The organism is Pseudomonas parafulva (assembly GCF_000800255.1).
Lineage (GTDB): Bacteria > Pseudomonadota > Gammaproteobacteria > Pseudomonadales > Pseudomonadaceae > Aquipseudomonas > Aquipseudomonas boreofloridensis.
In genome coordinates, this window is the sequence record NZ_CP009747.1 from 4,499,867 (window position 1) to 4,524,200 (window position 24,334).

The 24,334-nt window shown below is 60.1% G+C and carries 3 protein-coding genes; 2 read left to right on the forward strand and 1 reads right to left on the reverse strand.

What is annotated here, in order from left to right:
• Positions 1 to 119: 119 nt before the first annotated feature.
• Positions 120 to 19,493, reverse strand: coding sequence for an immunoglobulin-like domain-containing protein (locus NJ69_RS19760; RefSeq protein ID WP_039582479.1), 19,374 nt, complete (start codon positions 19,491 to 19,493; stop codon positions 120 to 122).
• Positions 19,494 to 20,603: 1,110 nt separating this feature from the next.
• Here NJ69_RS19760 and NJ69_RS19765 point away from each other — a divergent pair.
• Complete coding sequence (locus tag NJ69_RS19765; protein WP_039582481.1) at positions 20,604 to 22,760, forward strand: type I secretion system permease/ATPase; 2,157 nt, start codon at positions 20,604 to 20,606, stop codon at positions 22,758 to 22,760.
• 28 nt (positions 22,761 to 22,788) lie between these two features.
• Positions 22,789 to 24,126, forward strand: a complete 1,338-nt coding sequence (locus NJ69_RS19770; protein WP_205419314.1) for an HlyD family type I secretion periplasmic adaptor subunit — start codon at positions 22,789 to 22,791, stop codon at positions 24,124 to 24,126.
• The last annotated feature ends 208 nt before the right edge of the window (positions 24,127 to 24,334 follow it).

Sequence of the window (24,334 nt, forward strand, 5' to 3'; positions counted from 1 at the left end):
CAGGAGCATAGGCAAAGTTCAGCGGCCTTGCAGCGGCCGACCTGCGAGTATGCCCCGCACGGCGATGACAGGAAAGCGCGGCCCCCAGGCGGCGGTTGAAGCCGCCTGGAGTTCACGCATCAGCTGTTGGCGTTGTCGATCTTGATGATCGGGTCCGCACCGGCGATCAACGAGTTGATCGACGAGTGTGACCAGTCCACGCCTTGCAGCTTGATGCTGACGTCGGCGTTGGCCACGCCGCCGCTGGCATTGAGCTTGCCTTCGGAACTGACCTGCAGGGTCGACTCGCCATTGACGGTGGTGATCTTCAGGAAGTTGTCGATGGTGCTGGCCTTCTCGCCCTGCAGCAGATCGCGCAGATCGAGGCGGTCGCCTTCCTGCTGGTTGAAGTCCTTGATCACATCGTTGCCGAAATCGCCGGCCTTCCACACGAAGGTATCTGCGCCGCTCCCGCCGATGAGGATATCGTCGCCCTTGCCGCCGATGAGGATGTCGTTGCCGGCACCGCCGATCAGCAGGTCGTTGCCTTCACCACCGATCAGCGTGTCGTTGCCGGTGCCGCCGAGCAGGATGTCGTTGCCGCGCCCGCCGTCGAGGTAGTCGTCACCGCCCTGGCCGAAGAGGATATCGTCACCGTCGCCACCGATCAGGGTGTCGTTGCCGTCGCTGCTGCGCGAGATATCGAACTCGGTGTAATGCTCGGTGACGTACTGATGCATCATCCGGGCATCCACGTCGCCCACGTCAACGCCCAACTTGTTGGCGACATAGCCCTGGATCGCTTCGACGCCGGTGCCGGGCACCGAATCGAAGGTCACCAGATCACCGAAGATGATGTCGTTGCCGTCGCCGCCGTTGACGGTGTCGGCGCCAGGGTTCATCACCTCGGTGTGACCAAGGATGGCCTCGGCCAGCTTGCTCGGGTCGATGTTGGTCTGCGGCACGCCATCGGAATCGTACGGCTTCAGGTCGCTGGCATTGACATCGTTGTTCAGGCCGATGGCTTCGACGTTGGACAGGTTCGACAGCAGCTTGAAGGTGTCCTTGGAGTTGGCCAGGGTCGCCGAGTCGGTGCTATAGCCGGTGCCTGAAAGCGACGAGACCTCATAGGTGCCATCGCCTTGGGCATGGATATAGCCCGAGCCGTAGTTGTACCAGCTCGACCCGGACTTGTACTGCACGGACAGGTAGCCCTTGGAGTCGATGTCGGCCCGCGTGCTGCTGTCGATCATGCCACGGGAGATCACGTCGCCGATCTTGTAGTTGATCGAAGACAGGTAGCCGTCCAGGGTCGAGCCGGCGTAGCCCAGGTTCGGGTTGGTCTGCTCGTTGGACTGGTAGTACGTCGGCTGACCGTCGGTGATGAAGTAGGTCTGGTTGCTGCCGGTGCTACCGGCATTCTTCAGGCTCTGGAACCAGTTCGCCGTGGTCTTGAAGGCATCTTCGTAGTTGGTACCGCCGCCCGCGCTGAGGGTGCTCAGCTGGCTTTGCAGCTTTTGCAGACCGGCATCGTTCAAGGTGACGGAAACCGACGACTTGACCTGGGTGGCGAAGTCCACGAGCAGGATGTTGACGCTGCCGGACTGCGCACCCTTGACGCTGGCCGCGAGGGTCTTGAACACCGACTCCAGCGATTTCTTCGCCGCATCCACGCCCGAGGCGCCCATGCTGCCGGAGGTGTCGACGATGAAGGCGATGTTGTAGTCCTTGCCCGGCACCACGTGCAGGCCGCCGACGTCGGCAACGATGATGTCGTTACCGTCGGTGCCGGTGAAGTTATCGGCATTGGCGGTCAGGTTGCTGGTGCTGTAGGACTGCGGGTACACCGTGACCTTGAAGGTGCCTTCATTGGTCGCGGTGCTGCCGCCAACGCTCTCGCTGGAGATCGAACTGACCTTCACGTCGAACTGGCCGTTGTAGTAGGCCGGTGGCTTGATCGCCAGGCTGTTGAGGTTCCAGCCGGTGACGTCCACGGCACTGCTGCCCACGGTGAAGCTGTGGCCAGCGTTGTCGCTGACCACCGAGCCTGCCGGAATGCCACTGAGCTTGACGCTCAGGGTTTCCGAGCCGTCGGTGTCGGTCAGGTTGGTGCTGATGCCCACCAGTTTGACCGGCGCGCCGTTTTCACGGCCTTCGTTGAGCTTGTAGCCGTCGTAGTAACCCTGGCCGTTGCTGCCATGCAGGTCGGAGACGGTCAGGCCTGCGCCGGTCATCGAACCGAGGTTCGGGTACAGCGGGATGTTCGAGGCGCTCAGGTCCGTCACCGGGCCGTTGCCGACCTTGATGTTGACGTCCAGGCTACCCGGGCCCGCCTGGTTGGCGTTGTAGATCTCCAGGGTGTAGTAGCCGTTAGTGGTCGGCGTGAAGCTGCCGCTGATGGCGCCGCTGGCGTTGCCCCAGGTGGCACCGGCGACGTTTTTGCCGCCGACAACGATCTGCAGGCTGTCGTCCGCCGTGCCGCTGAAGGTGTAGGTCTTGCCGGCTTCCATGTAGATCAGGCCGGACGTTTTCGAACCGGTGCCAGGGCTGACGGTGGCTGCGGTATCGACCGTGGTGACCTGCTCGCTCTTATTGGCGCTGCCGGAGTTGGCGAACACGTTCTTCAACTGGTCGCCCGTGATGCCGTTGCCGTTGGTGCCCAGGCCATTGAGGCTGTTCCAGCTTTCTTTGGTCAGGCCGATCGACGCGACGTTGTTGTTGCCGATCGACAGGTCAGGGCGGTCGGCGACCGGCGTGATGTCCACCTTCATGGTCACTTCACTACCGGTATTGGTGCCGTCGTTCGGCTTGTACTTGATCTGTGCGTAGTCGGCCTGCTGGTTGCCCACGCCGTTGCCGCCATAGCCGTCCACGCCGGACTGGTTCGCCAGTGGCACGAACTTGAGCTTGCCGGCGGTGATGTCGGCCTGGCTGACCGTCTGGTTCAGCGACACGTTGACCCAGGCGCTGCCGTTGAAGAACTTGAGGCTGCCCAGGTCCGGCAGTTTGCTGATGACCACGGCCAGTCCGGTGTTGCCATCGGCATCGGTAACGTTGAAGTCGCCCCACTTGAACACGTAGTCGGTGTCCTCGGTGCCGGTGACGGCGCCGCCGGGCGACTCGGGCATGTGGTCGTTGTCGATGATGGTGGTGGTCACGCTACCCTTGTTCGCGTCGACCTGCAGGTTCTCGAAACCACCCCCGCTGGTGCCGGTGATCTTGACGGTAAAGTTCTCCGAGCCCTCGACGAGTTGGTCGTCGATGGTCTTCACGTCGAAGTTGGCCGTGCTGGCGCCCGCCGGAATCTTCACGGTGACCACACCGGTGTAGTCCTGGCCGTTGGTGGCGGTGCCGCTGTAGCTCAGGGTGACGGTGACATCGGTCTTCGATGGACTGGTCAGGGTGAGCGTGTAGTGCGCGGTATCGCCCTCGGTCACCGACGTGTCGCCGCTGATGCTCACCGTGGTCAGGTCGCCCTGGCCGCTCGGTTCGTCGGTCACGGTGGTGGTGAGGGTGTTGCCGCCCAGGGTCAGTTTCTCGAAGTTGTCGCCGCCGGCAACGGACTCGAGCTTGTTGACGATCGGCGCTTGCCCGCCGACGTACACGTCGTCCTTGGCGGTGATGGTCGCGGTGCCGCTGGCGCTGCCCGCAGCGATGTTGACCTTGGTGCCGTCGCTCAGGGTGAAGACCAGGCCTTGGTGGCCGGTGACCGACAGGCCTTGAGCGTTGCTCAGGGTGACGGTGTAGGTAACGGTGCCGCCTTCGGCCACGGTCGTCTTGTCGGCAGTCAGCGTGGCAACGACTTCGCTGATGGTGTCGCTGATCTGCACGGTCGCGCTGCCACCCAGCTCCAGGTTTTCGAAGGTCTTGCCGGTAACGCTAGCATCGGTAATGCCGACGGTGAGCGAGCCGGCGTCTTTGAAGACGTCTTCGCCTTGAGCAGGGGCCTTGTACTCGACCTGGGTCTGGCCTGCAGCGATGGTGACCTTGTCGCCGGTGCTCAGGGTTACCGTCAATGGGCGATCCAGAACTTGGCTGACTTTCACCGTGAAGCTTGGCTGCTGGGCCTCGTTCACGTCGCCATTGCTGACAATAGTGACCGAGACTTTGTCGCCTTGGTTGCCCGAACCTGGCGTGCCCGAACCTGGCTCGTCGGTGACCGTGGTGGTCACGGAGTTGCTGCCGAGGGTCAGTTTCTCGAAGTTGTCGCCGCCGGTGACGGCGGTGATTTTGTTGACGATTGGCGCCTGACCACCGACGTAGACGTCGTCTTTGGCAGTGATGGTCGCGGTGCCGGTGGCGCTACCTGCAGCAATGTTGACCTTGGTGCCGTCGCTCAGGGTGAAGACCAGACCTTGGTGACCTGTGACCGACAGGCCTTGAGCGTTGCTCAGGGTGACGGTGTAGGTAACGGTGCCGCCTTCGGCCACGGTCGTCTTGTCGGCAGTCAGCGTGGCAACGACTTCGCTGATGGTGTCGCTGATTTGTACGGTGGCAGGTGCACCCAGCTCCAGGTTTTCGAAGGTCTTGCCTTCGACGGTGGCGCTGTTGATACCGACGGTGAGCGAGCCGGCATCTTTGAAGACGTCTTCGCCTTGAGCTGGAGCCTTGTACTCGACCTGAGTTTGGCCGGCAGCGATGGTGACCTTGTCGCCGTTGCTCAGAGTGACAGTCAAAGGACGGTCCAGCGGCTGATTCACTTTGACGGTGAAGCTTGGCTGCTGGGCCTCGTTCACATCGCCATTGCTGACGATAGTGACCGAGACTTTGTCGCCTTGGTTACCCGAACCTGGTGTACCCGAACCTGGCTCGTCGGTGACGGTGGTGGTCACGGAGTTGCTGCCGAGGGTCAGCTTCTCGAAGTTGTCGCCGCCAGTGACGGATTCGATCTTGTTGACGATCGGCGCTTGGCCGCCGACGTAGACGTCGTCTTTGGCAGTGATAACGGCGGTGCCAGTCGAGCTGCCAGCGGCCACGTTGACTTTGGTGCCGTCGCTCAGGGTGAAGACCAGACCCTGGTGACCCGTTACCGACAGGCCTTGGGCGTTGCTCAGGGTGACGGTGTAGGTGACTTGGCCGCCTTCAGCCACGGTCGTCTTGTCGGCAGTCAGTGTGGCAACGACTTCGCTGATGGTGTCGCTGATTTGCACGGTGGCAGGTGCACCCAGCTCCAGGTTTTCGAAGGTCTTGCCTTCGACGGTGGCGCTGTTGATACCGACGGTGAGTGAACCGGCATCCTTGAAGACGTCTTCGCCTTGAGCGGGGGCCTTGTATTCCACTTGAGTCTGACCGGCCGCGATGGTGACTTTGTCGCCGTTGCTCAGGGTGACAGTCAGCGGACGATCCAGCGGCTGATTCACTTTGACGGTGAAGCTTGGCTGCTGGGCCTCGTTCACATCGCCATTGCTGACGATAGTGACCGAGACTTTGTCGCCTTGGTTACCCGAACCTGGAGTACCCGAACCTGGCTCGTCGGTGACGGTGGTGGTCACGGAGTTGCTGCCGAGGGTCAGCTTCTCGAAGTTGTCGCCGCCAGTGACGGATTCGATCTTGTTGACGATCGGAGCCTGGCCGCCGACGTAGACGTCGTCTTTGGCAGTGATAACGGCGGTGCCAGTCGAGCTACCAGCGGCCACGTTAACTTTGGTGCCGTCGCTCAGGGTGAAGACCAGACCCTGGTGACCCGTTACCGACAGGCCTTGGGCGTTGCTCAAGGTGACGGTGTAGGTGACTTGGCCGCCTTCGGCCACGGTCGTCTTGTCAGCAGTCAGTGTGGCAACGACTTCGCTGATGGTGTCGCTGATTTGCACGGTCGCAGGTGCACCCAGCTCCAGGTTTTCGAAGGTTTTGCCTTCGACGGTGGCGCTGTTGACGCCGACGGTGAGCGAGCCGGCATCCTTGAAGACGTCTTCGCCTTGAGCGGGGGCCTTGTATTCCACTTGAGTCTGACCGGCCGCGATGGTGACTTTGTCGCCGTTGCTCAGGGTGACAGTCAGCGGACGATCCAGCGGCTGATTCACTTTGACGGTGAAGCTTGGCTGCTGGGCCTCGTTCACATCGCCATTGCTGACGATAGTGACCGAGACTTTGTCGCCTTGGTTGCCCGAACCTGGCGTGCCCGAACCTGGCTCGTCGGTGACCGTGGTGGTCACGGAGTTGCTGCCGAGGGTCAGTTTCTCGAAGTTGTCGCCGCCGGTGACGGCGGTGATTTTGTTGACGATTGGCGCCTGACCACCGACGTAGACGTCGTCTTTGGCAGTGATGGTCGCGGTGCCGGTGGCGCTACCTGCAGCAATGTTGACCTTGGTGCCGTCGCTCAGGGTGAAGACCAGACCCTGGTGACCCGTTACCGACAGGCCTTGGGCGTTGCTCAAGGTGACGGTGTAGGTGACTTGGCCGCCTTCGGCCACGGTCGTCTTGTCAGCAGTCAGTGTGGCAACGACTTCGCTGATGGTGTCGCTGATTTGCACGGTCGCAGGTGCACCCAGCTCCAGGTTTTCGAAGGTTTTGCCTTCGACGGTGGCGCTGTTGACGCCGACGGTGAGCGAGCCGGCATCCTTGAAGACGTCTTCGCCTTGAGCGGGGGCCTTGTATTCCACTTGAGTCTGACCGGCCGCGATGGTGACTTTGTCGCCGTTGCTCAGGGTGACAGTCAGCGGACGATCCAGCGGCTGATTCACTTTGACGGTGAAGCTTGGCTGCTGGGCCTCGTTCACATCGCCATTGCTGACGATAGTGACCGAGACTTTGTCGCCTTGGTTACCCGAACCTGGAGTACCCGAACCTGGCTCGTCGGTGACGGTGGTGGTCACGGAGTTGCTGCCGAGGGTCAGCTTCTCGAAGTTGTCGCCGCCAGTGACGGATTCGATCTTGTTGACGATCGGCGCTTGGCCGCCAACGTAGACGTCGTCTTTGGCAGTGATAACGGCGGTGCCAGTCGAGCTGCCAGCGGCCACGTTGACTTTGGTGCCGTCGCTCAGGGTGAAGACCAGACCCTGGTGACCCGTTACCGACAGGCCTTGGGCGTTGCTCAGGGTGACGGTGTAGGTGACTTGGCCGCCTTCAGCCACGGTCGTCTTGTCGGCAGTCAGTGTGGCAACGACTTCGCTGATGGTGTCGCTGATTTGTACGGTGGCAGGTGCACCCAGCTCCAGGTTTTCGAAGGTCTTGCCTTCGACGGTGGCGCTGTTGATACCGACGGTGAGTGAACCGGCATCTTTGAAGACGTCTTCGCCTTGAGCTGGAGCCTTGTACTCGACCTGAGTTTGGCCGGCAGCGATGGTGACCTTGTCGCCGTTGCTCAGGGTGACAGTCAGCGGACGATCCAGCGGCTGATTCACTTTGACGGTGAAGCTTGGCTGCTGGGCCTCGTTCACATCGCCATTGCTGACGATAGTGACCGAGACTTTGTCGCCTTGGTTACCCGAACCTGGTGTGCCCGAACCTGGCTCGTCGGTGACGGTGGTGGTCACGGAGTTGCTGCCGAGGGTCAGTTTCTCGAAGTTGTCGCCGCCGGTGACGGATTCGATCTTGTTGACGATCGGAGCCTGGCCGCCGACGTAGACGTCGTCTTTGGCAGTGATAACGGCGGTGCCAGTCGAGCTGCCAGCGGCCACGTTGACTTTGGTGCCGTCGCTCAACGTGAAGACCAGACCCTGGTGACCAGTCACCGACAGCCCTTGGGCGTTGCTCAAGGTGACGGTGTAGGTGACTTGGCCGCCTTCAGCGACAGTGGACTTGTCGGCAGTCAGCGTTGCTACCACTTCGCTGATCGTGTCAGCGATTTGTACGGTAGCGCTGCCGCCGAGTTCCAGGTTCTCGAACGTTTTGCCAGCAACGCTGGCGTCGGTGATGCCGACAGTCAGTGAACCGGCATCCTTGAAGACGTCATCGCCTTGAGCCGGAGCCTTGTATTCCACTTCAGTCTGGCCTGCAGCGATGGTGACTTTATCGCCATTGCTCAGGGTGACAGTCAGCGGACGATCCAGTGGCTGATTAACTTTGACAGTGAACGACGGCTGCTGAGCCTCGTTCACGTCGCCATTGCTGACGATGGTGACGGAAACTTTATCGCCTTGGTTACCCGAACCTGGAGTACCCGAACCTGGCTCGTCGGTGACGGTGGTGGTCACGGAGTTGCTGCCTAGGGTCAGCTTCTCGAAGTTGTCGCCGCCAGTGACAGATTCGATCTTGTTGACGATTGGCGCTTGGCCGCCGACGTAGACGTCGTCTTTGGCAGTGATGGTCGCGGTGCCGGTGGCGCTACCTGCAGCAATGTTGACCTTGGTGCCGTCGCTCAGGGTGAAGACCAGGCCTTGGTGACCTGTGACCGACAGGCCTTGAGCGTTGCTCAGGGTGACGGTGTAGGTGACTTGGCCGCCTTCAGCGACAGTGGATTTGTCTGCGGTGAGGGTCGCAACCACTTCGCTGATGGTGTCAGCGATCTGAACTGTGGCCGAACCACCCAGCTCAAGATTCTCGAAGGTTTTGCCAGCAACGCTGGCGTCGGTAATACCGACAGTCAGCGAGCCGGCATCTTTGAAGACGTCTTCGCCTTGAGCCGGAGCCTTGTACTCAACTTCGGTCTGGCCCGCAGCGATGGTGACTTTATCGCCATTACTCAAGGTGACGGTGAGTGGACGATCCAGTGGCTGATTGACCTTCACGGTGAACGATGGCTGTTGAGCCTCGTTCACATCGCCATTGCTAACGATAGTGACGGCAACCTTGTCGCCTTCGTTACCAGCACCTGGCGTACCTGTGCCTGGTTCATCAGTAACTTCAGTCCTAACTTCGCCCTGGCCCAGCGTCAGTTTTTCGAAGTTATCGCCACCAGTGACGGACTCGATCTTGTTGACTATCGGAGCCTGGCCGCCGACGTAAACGTCGTCTTTCGCTGTGATGGTCGCAGTGCCGGTGGCGCTGCCAGCAGCGACGTTAACTTTGGTGCCATCGCTCAGGGTAAAGGTGAGTCCTTGGTGACCGGTAACCGACAGGCCTTGAGCATTGCTCAGTGTGACGGTGTAGGTGACTTGGCCACCTTCAGCGACAGTGGATTTGTCTGCGGTCAGTGTGGCAACGACTTCGCTGATCGTGTCAGCGATTTGTACGGTCGCGCTGTCGCCGAGTTCCAAGTTCTCGAAGGTTTTGCCAGCAACACTGGCATCGGTGATACCGACAGTCAGCGAACCTGCGTCTTTGAAGACGTCTTCGCCCTGAGCCGGAGCCTTGTACTCAACCTCGGTCTGGCCTGCAGCGATGGTGACTTTGTCGCCGTTGCTCAGGGTGACGGTGAGTGGACGATCCAGTGGCTGGTTGACCTTCACGGTGAACGACGGCTGTTGAGCCTCATTCACGTCGCCATTGCTAACGATAGTGACGGCAACCTTGTCACCTTCGTTGCCAGCACCTGGAGTACCAGTGCCTGGCTCATCGATGACGGTAGTGGTGATCGAGTTGTCGCCGAGGGTCAATTTCTCGAAGTTATCCGCACCGGTAACCGACTCCAGCTTGTTAACGATGGATGGTTGACCACCCACGTACACATCATCTGGAGCTTGGATGGTCGCAGTGCCGGTTGCGCTGCCAGCGGCCACGTTGACTTTGGTGCCGTCCGAGAGGGTGAAGACCAGACCCTGGTGACCAGTCACCGACAGACCTTGAGCATTGCTTAAGGTGACGGTGTAGGTAACGGTGCCGCCTTCGGCCACGGTCGATTTGTCGGCGGTCAGTGTGGCAACGACTTCGCTGATGGTATCGGCGATTTGTACGGTAGCGCTGCCGCCGAGTTCCAGGTTCTCGAAGGTTTTGCCAGCAACACTGGCATCGGTGATACCGACAGTCAGCGAACCTGCGTCTTTGAAGACGTCTTCGCCCTGAGCCGGAGCCTTGTATTCAACTTCGGTCTGGCCTGCAGCGATGGTGACTTTATCGCCGTTGCTCAGGGTGACGGTGAGCGGACGATCCAGTGGCTGAGTAACTTTGACAGTGAACGACGGCTGCTGAGCCTCGTTCACGTCGCCATTGCTGACGATGGTGACGGAGACCTTGTCACCTTCGTTGCCCGCGCCTGGAGTACCAGTGCCTGGTTCATCGGTGACGGTAGTGGTAACCGAGTTATCGCCCAGAGTCAGTTTTTCGAAGTTATCCGCACCGGTCACCGATTCAAGCTTGTTAACGATGGATGGTTGGCCACCCACGTACACATCATCTGGAGCTTGGATGGTCGCAGTACCCGTGGCGCTGCCAGCCGGGACGGTGACTTTAGTGCCATCGCTCAGGGTGAACACCAGGCCTTGGTGACCGGTAACCGACAGGCCTTGAGCGTTGCTCAGGGTGACGGTGTAAGTGACTTGGCCACCTTCAGCGACAGTGGATTTGTCTGCGGTCAGTGTGGCAACGACTTCGCTGATGGTGTCGGCGATTTGTACGGTCGCGCTGCCGCCGAGTTCCAAGTTCTCGAAGGTTTTGCCAGCAACGCTGGCATCGGTAATGCCGACGGTGAGCGAACCCGCGTCTTTGAAGACGTCCTCGCCTTGAGCCGGGGCCTTGTATTCCACTTCGGTCTGACCGGCAGCAATGGTGACTTTATCGCCGTTGCTCAGGGTGACAGTCAGCGGACGATCCAGCGGCTGATTCACTTTAACGGTGAACGACGGCTGTTGAGCCTCATTCACGTCGCCATTGCTAATGATAGTGACGGCAACCTTGTCGCCTTCGTTACCAGCACCTGGAGTACCAGTGCCAGGTTCATCGGTGACAGTAGTGGTGATCGAGTTGTCGCCGAGGGTCAACTTCTCGAAGTTATCCGCACCGGTGACCGATTCCAGTTTGTTAACGATGGATGGTTGGCCACCCACGTACACATCATCTGGAGCTTGGATGGTCGCAGTGCCGGTTGCGCTGCCAGCGGCCACGTTGACTTTGGTGCCGTCCGAGAGGGTGAAGACCAGACCCTGGTGACCAGTCACCGACAGACCTTGAGCATTGCTTAAGGTGACGGTGTAGGTAACGGTGCCGCCTTCGGCCACGGTCGATTTGTCGGCGGTCAGTGTGGCAACGACTTCGCTGATGGTATCGGCGATTTGTACGGTAGCGCTGCCGCCGAGTTCCAGGTTCTCGAAGGTTTTGCCAGCAACACTGGCATCGGTGATACCGACAGTCAGCGAACCTGCGTCTTTGAAGACGTCTTCGCCCTGAGCCGGAGCCTTGTATTCAACTTCGGTCTGGCCTGCAGCGATGGTGACTTTATCGCCGTTGCTCAGGGTGACAGTCAGCGGACGATCCAGCACTTGGCTGACTTTCACGGTGAAGCTTGGCTGCTGAGCTTCGTTCACGTCGCCATTGCTGACGATGGTGACCGATACCTTATCGCCTTCGTTGCCAGCGCCTGGAGTACCGGTACCTGGCTCATCGGTAACTTCGGTTCTAACTTCGCCCTGGCCCAGCGTCAGTTTTTCGAAGTTATCGCCACCAGTGACGGACTCGATCTTGTTGACGATCGGAGCTTGGCCGCCGACGTACACGTCGTCTTTCGCTGTGATGGTCGCAGTGCCGGTGGCGCTGCCAGCAGCGACGTTAACTTTGGTGCCATCGCTCAGGGTGAAGGTGAGGCCCTGATGACCGGTAACCGACAGGCCTTGAGCATTGCTCAGGGTGACGGTGTAAGTGACTTGACCGCCCTCAGCGACGGTGGACTTATCAGCGGTGAGAGTCGCAACCACTTCGCTGATCGTGTCGGCGATCTGAACAGTTGCCGAACCACCCAGCTCGAGGTTCTCGAAGGTCTTGCCAGCAACGCTGGCATCGGTGATGCCAACAGTCAGCGAACCGGCATCTTTGAAGACGTCTTCGCCTTGAGCTGGAGCCTTGTACTCAACTTCGGTCTGACCGGCAGCGATGGTGACTTTATCGCCATTGCTCAGAGTGACGGTGAGCGGACGATCCAGTGGCTGATTCACCTTCACGGTGAACGACGGCTGCTGAGCTTCGTTCACATCGCCATTGCTGACGATGGTGACGGAGACCTTATCTCCTTCGTTACCTGCGCCCGGAGTACCGGTACCTGGCTCATCGGTAACTTCAGTTCTAACTTCGCCCTGACCCAGGGTCAGTTTCTCGAAGTTATCGCCGCCAGTGACGGACTCGATCTTGTTGACGATCGGAGCTTGGCCGCCGACGTAGACGTCGTCGTTGGCAGTAATGGTCGCGGTGCCAGTGGCGCTGCCAGCAGGCACAGTAACTTTAGTGCCGTCGCTCAGGGTGAAGGTGAGGCCTTGGTGACCGGTAACCGACAGGTCTTGAGCATTGCTCAGGGTGACGGTGTAAGTGACTTGGCCGCCTTCAGCGACGGTGGTCTTGTCAGCGGTAAGAGTCGCGACCACTTCGCTGATCGTGTCAGCGATTTGTACGGTAGCACTGCCGCCGAGTTCCAGGTTCTCGAACGTTTTGCCAGCAACGCTGGCGTCGGTGATGCCAACAGTCAGCGAGCCGGCATCCTTGAAGACATCTTCGCCTTGAGCCGGGGCCTTGTACTCAACCTCGGTCTGGCCTGCAGCAATGGTGACTTTATCGCCATTGCTCAGAGTGACGGTGAGCGGACGATCCAGTGGCTGATTCACCTTCACGGTGAACGACGGCTGTTGAGCCTCGTTCACATCGCCATTGCTAACGATAGTGACGGCAACCTTGTCGCCTTCGTTACCAGCACCTGGAGTACCAGTGCCTGGTTCATCAGTAACTTCAGTCCTAACTTCGCCCTGACCCAGCGTCAGTTTTTCGAAGTTATCGCCGCCAGTGACGGACTCGATCTTGTTGACGATCGGCGCTTGCCCGCCGACATAGACGTCGTCGTTGGCAGTGATGGTCGCGGTGCCAGTGGCGCTGCCAGCAGGGACAGTAACTTTAGTACCGTCGCTCAGGGTGAAGGTGAGGCCTTGGTGACCGGAAACCGACAGGCCTTGGGAGTTGCTCAGGGTAACGGTGTAAGTGACTTGACCGCCTTCAGCAACGGTGGACTTGTCGGCAGTGAGGGTCGCAACCACTTCGCTGATGGTGTCAGCAATCTGAACAGTTGCCGAACCACCCAGCTCCAGGTTCTCGAAGGTTTTGCCTGCAACGCTGGCGTCGGTGATGCCAACAGTCAGCGAACCGGCATCTTTGAAGACGTCATCGCCTTGAGCCGGAGCCTTGTACTCAACTTCGGTCTGGCCTGCAGCGATGGTGACTTTATCGCCATTGCTCAGGGTGACGGTGAGCGGACGATCCAGCGGCTGATTCACCTTAACGGTGAACGACGGCTGTTGAGCCTCATTCACGTCGCCATTGCTAACAATGGTGACGGAAACCTTATCGCCTTCGTTACCAGCGCCTGGAGTGCCAGCACCTGGCTCGTCAGTGACTTCGGTTCTAACTTCACCCTGACCCAGAGTCAGTTTTTCGAAGTTATCGCCGCCAGTGACGGACTCGATCTTGTTGACGATCGGAGCCTGGCCGCCGACGTAGACGTCGTCTTTGGCAGTGATAACGGCGGTGCCAGTCGAGCTACCAGCGGCCACGTTGACTTTGGTGCCGTCGCTCAGGGTGAACACCAGACCCTGGTGACCAGTCACCGACAGACCTTGAGCATTGCTCAGGGTAACGGTGTAGGTGACTTGGCCGCCTTCAGCGACAGTGGATTTGTCTGCGGTGAGGGTCGCAACCACTTCGCTGATGGTGTCAGCGATCTGAACAGTTGCCGAACCACCCAGCTCAAGGTTCTCGAAGGTTTTGCCAGCAACACTGGCATCGGTGATGCCAACAGTCAGCGAGCCGGCATCCTTGAAGACATCTTCGCCCTGAGCTGGAGCCTTGTATTCAACTTCGGTCTGGCCTGCAGCGATGGTGACTTTATCGCCGTTGCTCAGGGTGACAGTCAGCGGACGATCCAGCGGCTGATTCACTTTAACGGTGAACGACGGCTGTTGAGCCTCATTCACATCGCCATTGCTAACGATGGTGACGGAAACCTTGTCACCTTCGTTACCAGCACCTGGCGTACCAGTGCCTGGCTCATCGGTGACGGTAGTGGTGATCGAGTTGTCGCCGAGGGTCAACTTCTCGAAGTTATCCGCACCGGTAACCGACTCCAGTTTGTTAACGATGGATGGCTGACCACCCACGTACACATCATCTGGAGCCTGGATGGTGGAAGTGCCCGTGGCGCTGCCCGCCGGGACGGTAACTTTGGTGCCGTCGCTCAGGGTGAAGGTGAGGCCTTGGTGGCCCGCCACAGAAAGGCCTTGAGCGTTGCTAAGGGTGACGGTGTAGGTAACGGTGCCGCCTTCGGCCACGGTCGATTTGTCGGCGGTCAGTGTGGCAACGACTTCGCTGATGGTATCGGCGATTTGTACGGTCGCGCTGCCGCCGAGTTCCAAGTTCTCGAAGGTTTTGCCAGCAACGCTTGCATCGGTAATGCCGACAGTCAGCGAGCCGGCATCTTTGAAGACGTCCTCGCCTTGGGCCGGAGCCTTGTACTCAACTTCGGTCTGGCCGGCAGCGAGGGTGACTTTGTCGCCGTTGCTCAAGGTGACGGTGAGCGGACGATCCAGCGGCTGATTCACTTTAACGGTGAACGACGGCTGCTGAGCTTCGTTCACATCGCCATTGCTGACGATGGTGACGGAAACTTTATCGCCTTCGTTGCCAGCACCTGGAGTACCAGTGCCTGGCTCATCGGTGACGGTAGTGGTGATCGAGTTGTCGCCGAGAGTCAGCTTCTCGAAGTTATCCGCACCGGTGACCGATTCCAGTTTGTTGACGATCGGAGCTTGCCCGCCGACGTAGACGTCGTCGTTGGCAGTGATGGTCGCAGTACCCGTGGCGCTGCCAGCCGGGACGGTAACTTTGGTGCCGTCGCTCAGGGTGAAGGTGAGGCCTTGGTGACCGGTAACCGACAGGCCTTGGGCGTTGCTGAGAGTGACGGTGTAAGTGACTTGGCCGCCTTCAGCGACGGTGGTCTTGTCAGCGGTAAGAGTCGCGACCACTTCGCTGATCGTGTCAGCGATTTGCACGGTCGCGCTGCCGCCGAGTTCCAAGTTCTCGAAGGTTTTGCCAGCAACGCTTGCATCGGTAATGCCGACAGTCAGCGAGCCGGCATCTTTGAAGACGTCCTCGCCCTGAGCTGGAGCCTTGTATTCAACTTCGGTCTGGCCGGCAGCGAGGGTGACTTTGTCGCCGTTGCTCAAGGTGACGGTGAGCGGACGATCCAGCGGCTGATTCACTTTAACGGTGAACGACGGCTGCTGAGCTTCGTTCACATCGCCATTGCTAACGATGGTGACGGAAACCTTGTCACCTTCGTTACCAGCACCTGAAATACCAGTGCCAGGCTCATCGGTGACAGTAGTGGTGATCGAGTTGTCGCCGAGGGTCAACTTCTCGAAGTTATCCGCACCGGTGACCGACTCCAGTTTGTTAACGATTGAAGGCTGACCACCGACGTAAACATCGTCAGCAGCTTGAATAGTGGCCGATGCAGAGGCGCTGCCTGCCGGAATGGTCACTTTGGTGCCATCCGAGAGCGTGAACGTCAGGCCCTGATGGCCGGTGACATCCAAGCCTTGGGCATTGGTCAGCGTGACGGTGTAAGTAACCTGCCCACCTTCGGCGACGGTAGCCTTGTCCGCAGTGAGCGTCGCAACGACTTCGCTCACGGTATCGGTGATCTGCACGGTAGCTGCGCCGCCGAGCTGCAGATTCTCGAAGGTCTTGCCTGGCACGCTGGCATCGGTGACGCCCACGGTCACGGAACCTGGATCCTTGAAAACGTCATCGCCTTGGGCTGGCAGGCTGTAGGTCGCCTGGGTCTGGCCAGCAGCGATTACCACTTTGTCACCGTTGCTGAGGGTGACGGTCAGATCGCGATCCAGTTGTTGACTGACTGATACGGTGAAGGTCGGTTGCTGGGCCTCGGTCACATTGCCGTTGCTGGCGATGTTGACGGTCACGGTATCGATGCTGTCACTGACCACAGTTTGTGCAGGGGTCGGATTGGTGACCAGGTTCTCGAAATTGCCGCCGGTCGCACTGGTGATCGTGGTGTTGACGGTGCTGCCGTTGACATAAACATCGTTGGGCGGCGTCTGGAAATCAATCGAGCCGCTGGACTTACCTGCCTCAACGGTGATGGTCTGGCCGTTGGACAGGGTCACGGTCACCGGTGTCTGAGCCGGGTTGGTCAGGCTGACGGTGTAGGTGATCACACCGCCTTCCGTGACGCTTGGGGTGGCGGTCAGCGTGGCAGTGGTGGTGTCGATCGAATCGTTGATAACGGTCTGCGCTGGCGTCGGGTTCGGTACCAGATTCTCGAAGTTGCCGCCGGTAGCACTGGTGATCGTGGTGTTGACGGTGCTGCCGTTGTTGTAGACGTCATTCGCAGGCGTCTGGAAATCAATCGAGCCGCTGGATTTACCTGCCTCAACGGTGATGGTCTGGCCGTTGGACAGGGTCACGGTCACCGGTGTCTGAGCCGGGTTGGTCAGGCTGACGGTGTAGGTGATCACGCCGCCTTCGGTGACGCTCGGGGTGGCGGTCAGCGTGGCAGTGGTGGTGTCGATCGAATCGTTGATAACGGTCTGCGCTGGCGTCGGATTCGGTACCAGGTTCTCGAAGTTGCCGCCGGTAGCACTGGTGATCGTGGTGTTGACGGTGCTGCCGTTGTTGTAGACGTCATTCGCAGGCGTCTGGAAATCAATCGAGCCGCTGGATTTACCTGCTTCAACGGTAATGGTCTGGCCGTTGGACAAGGTCACGGTGACCGGCGTCTGCGCTGGATTAGTCAGGCTGACGGTGTAGGTGATGACGCCGCCTTCGGTGACGCTTGGGGAGGCCGTCAAGGTAGCGGTAGTCGTGTCGATCGAATCGTTGATAACGGTCTGCGCCGGCGTCGGATTCGGTACCAGATTCTCGAAGTTGCCGCCGGTAGCACTGGTGATCGTGGTGTTGACGGTGCTGCCGTTGTTGTAGACGTCATTCGCCGGCGTCTGGAAATCAATCGAGCCGCTGGATTTACCTGCCTCAACCGTGATGGTCTGGCCATTGGACAAGGTCACGGTCACCGGCGTCTGCGCCGGATTAGTCAGGCTGACGGTGTAGGTGATCACACCGCCTTCGGTGACGCTTGGGGTGGCGGTCAGCGTGGCAGTGGTGGTGTCAACGGAATCGTTGATAACGGTCTGTGCCGGCGTCGGATTCGGTACCAGATTTTCGAAGTTGCCGCCGGTAGCGCTGGTGATCGTGGTGTTGACGGTGCTGCCGTTGTTGTAGACGTCATTCGCCGGCGTCTGGAAATCAATCGAGCCGCTGGATTTACCTGCCTCAACCGTGATGGTCTGGCCATTGGACAAGGTCACGGTCACCGGCGTCTGCGCCGGATTAGTCAGGCTGACGGTGTAGGTGATCACACCGCCTTCGGTGACGCTTGGGGTGGCGGTCAGCGTGGCAGTGGTGGTGTCGATCGAGTCGTTGATAACGGTCTGCGCTGGCGTCGGATTCGGTACCAGATTTTCGAAGTTGCCGCCGGTAGCGCTGGTGATCGTGGTGTTAACGGTGCTGCCGTTGTTGTAGACGTCGTTGGCTGGCGTCTGGAAATCGATCGAGCCGCTGGACTTGCCTGCTTCAACGGTGATGGTCTGGCCGTTGGACAAGGTCACGGTGACCGGCGTCTGCGCTGGATTGGTCAGGCTGACGGTGTAGGTGATGACGCCGCCTTCGGTGACGCTCGGAGTAGCCGTCAAGGTAGCGGTAGTCGTGTCGATCGAATCGTTGATAACGGTCTGCGCCGGCGTCGGATTCGGTACCAGATTCTCGAAGTTGCCGCCGGTAGCACTGGTGATCGTGGTGTTGACGGTGCTGCCGTTGTTGTAGACGTCATTCGCCGGCGTCTGGAAATCAATCGAGCCGCTGGATTTACCTGCCTCAACCGTGATGGTCTGGCCATTGGACAAGGTCACGGTCACCGGCGTCTGCGCCGGATTAGTCAGGCTGACGGTGTAGGTGATCACACCGCCTTCGGTGACGCTTGGGGTGGCGGTCAGCGTGGCAGTGGTGGTGTCAACGGAATCGTTGATAACGGTCTGTGCCGGCGTCGGATTCGGTACCAGATTTTCGAAGTTGCCGCCGGTAGCGCTGGTGATCGTGGTGTTGACGGTGCTGCCGTTGTTGTAGACGTCATTCGCCGGCGTCTGGAAATCAATCGAGCCGCTGGATTTACCTGCCTCAACCGTGATGGTCTGGCCATTGGACAAGGTCACGGTCACCGGCGTCTGCGCCGGATTAGTCAGGCTGACGGTGTAGGTGATCACACCGCCTTCGGTGACGCTTGGGGTGGCGGTCAGCGTGGCAGTGGTGGTGTCGATCGAGTCGTTGATAACGGTCTGCGCTGGCGTCGGATTCGGTACCAGATTTTCGAAGTTGCCGCCGGTAGCGCTGGTGATCGTGGTGTTAACGGTGCTGCCGTTGTTGTAGACGTCGTTGGCTGGCGTCTGGAAATCGATCGAGCCGCTGGACTTGCCTGCTTCAACGGTGATGGTCTGGCCGTTGGACAAGGTCACGGTGACCGGCGTCTGCGCTGGATTAGTCAGGCTGACGGTGTAGGTGATGACGCCGCCTTCGGTGACGCTTGGGGAGGCGGTCAACGTGGCAGTGGTGGTGTCGATGGTGTCAGTGATCTGGGTCACTGCTGGCGTGTCACTTGGCGTGACGATCAACCCAGTGCCGCCCGAGGTGCTGGTAATGGTGGTAGAGATCTGCCCGCCATCGATGTACGGCGTATCGTTGGCTGGAATGTTGACGTTTACCGAACCGCTGGTTTGACCGGCCTGAATCACGACCACCGCGCCATTGGACAGGGTCACGGTCAGGTCGCTCTGGGGCGCCTGGCCGACGTTGGCGGTGTAGACGATGACGCCACCCGCCTCGCTGATCGAGGGGGTGGCGGTCAGGGTGAGGCCGGTGGCCACGGGCACCGTATTGGTCGTGGTGGCGTTATTGGCATTCAGGCCACCGACCTGTTGCGTGTTCAGCGCAGCGGCGAAGTTGAGCGGATCGGTAGGGAAACCGATGGTCGGATCCACCACACCTGCCGTTTCTTCCAACAGAACGAAGCTGTGTCCGCCACCCACCGAGCCGCCACCTGCGGCCGTCGGGCCTGCGGCGGGTGCTTCCAGATCGGTGGTCGGGTCGGCACCCGCGGCAATGGCTTGCTGCAGCTCTTCAACCGATGGCGCGGCCTGGGCAGTGACCTGTCCCAGGTCAGCGCTGCTGGCGGGTGTGTCCGCACTCCATTGACTGTCGCGGCCCAGGTCGAGCATTCGCCCGTCGGCCAGTTCCAGGGTCACGGCGCCGCCCGGGCCGGTGAGGACTTCTTCGCCTGCGAACAGGCGGTCGCCCTCGATCAGCACGCGCTTGATGCCTTCCGGGGATACTGCGATGACTTGGCCAACAATGCTTTTGACGATGGCAACGACAGTGCTCATGGAACTCTCCGGGGTGTGTCTCAGTTGGCTTCCGGCCGGCGTGCGAACCTGCTTCCGCTGGAATGTTACGAAATAGATTTGACGCTTTTATGCGTCAACTTTCTGTCGATAACTTTTGGCTATTAAGTTTATGCCAAAGTATTGACCCTTGTCTTGTCATCCTAAACAATCGGCAAAGTAATGTCACATTGATATTTAGTCCGACACCAATCTTCCTTTTGTATTAATTACCTAACAGCTCGCGTTTTTTCTAAACGTTCCGTCGAGACCGCTATTCTCCTGAGCTACGCGCCTGTTGGCAGTGACTTGGGGCAAGTCTGCGACTGGGAAATGACCCACACTGCGTGTCGTGAGTTTCATCAATGTGTCACTTGAGGTGCAGGCTTTGGTCTTTAAGCACAAACCTTGCCGACCACCATTAATTTGGCGCTTACCGTTCGTCAGGAGAATAGCCGCGAAATCAGTTTCTGCGCAGACGCTCGCAGTCCTTCGCGCGCGGTGTACAGCGGGGATCTGGCGTGCACAGCAAGAAGGGATTCGCAGCCCGGTTTACCCTCCTGAATAGGATTGGATGGCTATAAGACATCATCTTGCTGAGTCAAATAACCGTCTCTGGCGAGGGATCATGAGGATTAGGCGCGGTGTGGGCGTCAAACGCTCAGAATCGATGGACGGTCTGTTGCCTATGCGGAACCGGAGCTTCCAGTCGTCACGACACGCGCCGTGATTCGGGCGCTGGTTTTTTGCCATATGGCCTTGCGCCAGCGTCATGAGCAGTTAGGCTTTGCAGAGTGAGTTGTGAAAATGCCCTGGAGCGCATTCCTCGCAAGAACCGTGCACTGCACGCGAGTCAGCCGCCGCTGGTAGCGACTTTGCCCAGTCTGCGACACCGCGTAAATGAAACCTTCACTGTGCACTGTCGTCTGGTGCAGGTGACATATAAGCAGTTGTTTACTCAGTACCGAATCAAGGCGACCATTGGTCGGCTGCCGAAGGACAGGGTGTCGATGCCCGCTGCCTGCAGCACGACCTCAAGCCCAGGGTGAGACGGCCAGACCTGACTGGCAGGCGCACCCGCCCCAACCACTGCAAGGATGAAGAGAGCGCCGCGTGGAATCTGAAGTCAGTCGAGTACAGCTCAACCATGATCCACGCAGTCAGCACGACGATCCGCTGCTGGACAGCCTGCTGACCCTGTGCGTGTTGCACCAGAAGCCTGCCAGCCGGGCGATGCTCACCACTGGCCTGCCGTTGCCAGCACAGCGCTTGAGCCCGGAACTGCTTCCGCGTGCGGCTGCGCGGGCGGGCCTGCAAGGGCGCCTGCTGCAACGCAAGCTCGAGCAGATCCCCACCATCGCCATGCCTGCCATGCTCCTGCTCAAGGATGGCCGCAGCGCCGTGCTGCTGGGCTGGGAGAATGAAGACAGCGCGCGCCTGCTGCTCAGCGAGAGCGACGGTGGCGAAGTGCTGGTCACCCGCGAGGCTTTGACCGGCGACTACAGCGGCAAGGTGTTCTTCGCCCAGCCGCAGCACAAGTTCGACGTCAACCACGGCAACCTCATTCCACGCACCCGTTCCTGGTTCCGCGACACGCTGCTGCGCAGCAAGTGGCTGTACATCGACGCCATCGCCGCGAGCCTGGTGATCAACCTGATCGCCCTGGCGGCACCGCTGTTCGTGATGAACGTGTACGACCGCGTGGTGCCCAACCAGGCCACCTCGACCCTGTGGGTGCTGGCAGTGGGCATCGCCGGTGCCTACGTCTTCGACCTCATTCTCAAGGGGCTGCGCAGCTTGTGCCTGGACCTGGCCGGCAAAAAGACCGACCTGATCATCTCCGCCACCTTGTTCGAGCGCATCGTCGGCATGTCGATGAAGTACCGGCCCGCGCGGGTCGGCAGCTTCGCCCAGAACATCCACGAGTTCCAAGGCCTGCGTGATTTCCTCGCCTCGCTGACCCTCACCAGCCTGATCGACCTGCCGTTCACCCTGCTGATCCTCATGGTGATCGCCATCATCGGCGGGCACCTGGTGTGGATTCCGGTGCTGGCTTTCCCGCTGGCGCTGGGCATCGGCTATGCCTTGCAGAAGCCGTTGATGTCGACCATGGAGCGAACCATGGCGCTGGCCTCCGAGCGCCAGTCCAGCCTGATCGAGACCCTCGCCGGCCTGGACGCGGTGAAGGTCAACAACGCCGAGAGCGAACGCCAGTACATGTGGGAGCAAACCCTCGGTACCCTCAGCCGCCTGGAGCTGCGGGTCAAGGTGCTGTCTGGCCTGGCGATGAACATCACCCTGCTGATCCAGCAACTGGCCGGTGTGGCGATGATCTGCGTCGGCGTCTATCTGATCATCGACGGCAACCTGAGCATGGGTGGGCTGGTGGCCTGCTACATGCTCAGCGGTCGCGCACTCGGCCCACTGGGCCAGCTCAACGGCTTGCTGGCGCGTTACCAGCAGGCCAAGGTGACCATGGTCGCCACCGACCAGATGATGGGCCTGCCCCAGGAACGCAACTTCGAAGAGCGTCCGCTGAGCCGTCAGGTGCTGCAAGGCGCGGTAGAGTTCCGCGGGCTGGAGTTCACTTACCCGAACCAGCAGAACCAGGCGCTCAAGGGCATCAACCTGGTCATTCGTCCCGGCGAGAAGATCGGCATCATCGGTCGCAGCGGCTCGGGCAAGAGTTCGCTGGCCAAGCTGATCGTCGGGCTTTACGAGGCCGATAACGGTTCGCTGCTGGTCGATGGCGTCGATATTCGTCAGATCGACGTCAGCGAGCTGCGCCACAACATCGGCTACGTGCCCCAGGACATCCAACTGCTGGCGGGCACCTTGCGCGACAACCTGGTCAGCGGCGCACGTTACATCGAGGACGAATTGATCCTGCAAGCGGCCGAACTCGCCGGCGTGCACGAATTCGCCCGCTTGCACCCGGACGGCTACGAACTGCAGGTCGGCGAGCGCGGGCAGAACCTGTCCGGCGGCCAGCGGCAGAACGTCGCCTTGGCCCGCGCGCTGCTGCTCAACCCGCAAATCCTGCTGCTCGACGAACCCACCAGTGCCATGGACAACACCGGCGAGGAGCGCCTCAAGCAGCGCCTGGCGGCTGTCATCGAAGGCAAGACCGTGCTGCTGGTGACTCACCGTGCATCGCTGCTGTCGCTGGTGGATCGGTTGATCGTCATCGACCGCGGACAAATCGTCGCCGATGGCCCGAAAGTGGCTGTCATGGAAGCGCTGAAGAAGGGGCAGATCAGTGTTGCATAAGCTGGATTTCGCACGTTTCAAGGATCAGATGCGGCGCTACTTCAAGGGCTCGGAGTCGATGGCCGGCCAGCCTCTGCCGGAAGTGCCCAAGGCGTTGATCGAAGATGCCCCGCGCGTGGTGCGTTTGACCATCTGGGGTGTGATCGCCTTCTTCCTGTTCCTGATCGTCTGGGCCTGCTTCGCCCCCATCGACGAAGTGACGCGCGGGGAGGGCAAGGCCATTCCGTCGTCCAAGGTGCAGAAAGTGCAGAACCTGGAGGGCGGCATCGTCGCGCAGATCTATGCGAAGGAGGGCGAAATCGTCGAGGTCGGCCAGCCGCTGCTGCGTTTAGATGAAACGCGCTTTGCCTCCAACGTCGGCGAAACCGAGGCCTCGCGCCTGGCCATGGCGCTGCGCGTGCAACGCCTGAGCGCGGAGGTGGAGGGCACACCGCTGCAGATCGACGAAGAACTGCGCAAGGCTGCACCCAACCAGGCGGCCGACGAGCTTTCGTTGTATCAGAGCCGTCGCCAGCAATTGCAGGATGAGATCGGTGGTCTGGACCAGCAGTTGGTGCAGAAGCAGCAGGAGCTGCGCGAGTTCAATTCCAAACGTGCCCAGTACGCCAACAGCTTGCAGTTGCTGCGTCAGGAAATCTCCATGTCCGAGCCGCTGGTGGCCCGGGGCGCGATTTCTCAGGTGGAGATGCTGCGTCTGCGCCGTTCCGAGGTGGAAACGCGCGGCCAGATGGACTCCACCGCGCTGGCCATTCCCCGCGCCGAAGCGGCGATCAAGGAAGTGCAGAGCAAGATCGAAGAAACCCGCGGCAAGTTCCGCAGCGAGGCGCTGACACAGTTGAACGAGGCGCGCACCGAGCTGAACAAGGCCACTGCCACCAGCAAGGCGCTGGACGACCGGGTCAACCGCACCATGGTCACTTCGCCGGTACGCGGTATCGTCAAGCAGTTGCTGGTCAACACCATCGGCGGCGTGATCCAGCCGGGCAGCGACATCATCGAGATCGTGCCGTTGGACGACACGCTGGTGATCGAAGCCAAGATCCTGCCCAAGGACATTGCCTTCCTGCATCCGGGCCAGGAAGCCACGGTGAAGTTCAGCGCCTATGACTACACCATCTATGGTGGTCTGAAGGCCAAGCTGGAGCAGATCGGTGCCGACACCATTACCGACGAAGACAAGAAGACCACCTACTACCTGATCCGGCTGCGTACCGATAAAAGCCATTTGGGCACGGACGAGAAACCGCTGCTGATCATCCCGGGCATGGTCGCCACGGTGGATATCCTCACCGGCAAGAAGACCATCATGAGCTACCTGCTCAAGCCGATCATCAAGGCGCGTACCGAGGCGCTGCGCGAGCGGTGAGGGCTTGGTATCGCGGCTAGACTGCGCCGCAGCCCCCTCTATCTGGGTTTCAGCCAAGAATGGATGGGGCTGCTATGCAGCCCAATCGCGACACAAGGCCGCTCCTACCGCGTCCGCGCAAACCCTGAAACACGAGGCGGAGCTCAGGTTCCTGTGGGAGCGGCCTTGTGCCGCGATGGGCTGCGCAGCAGCCCAATTCCAGCCATCC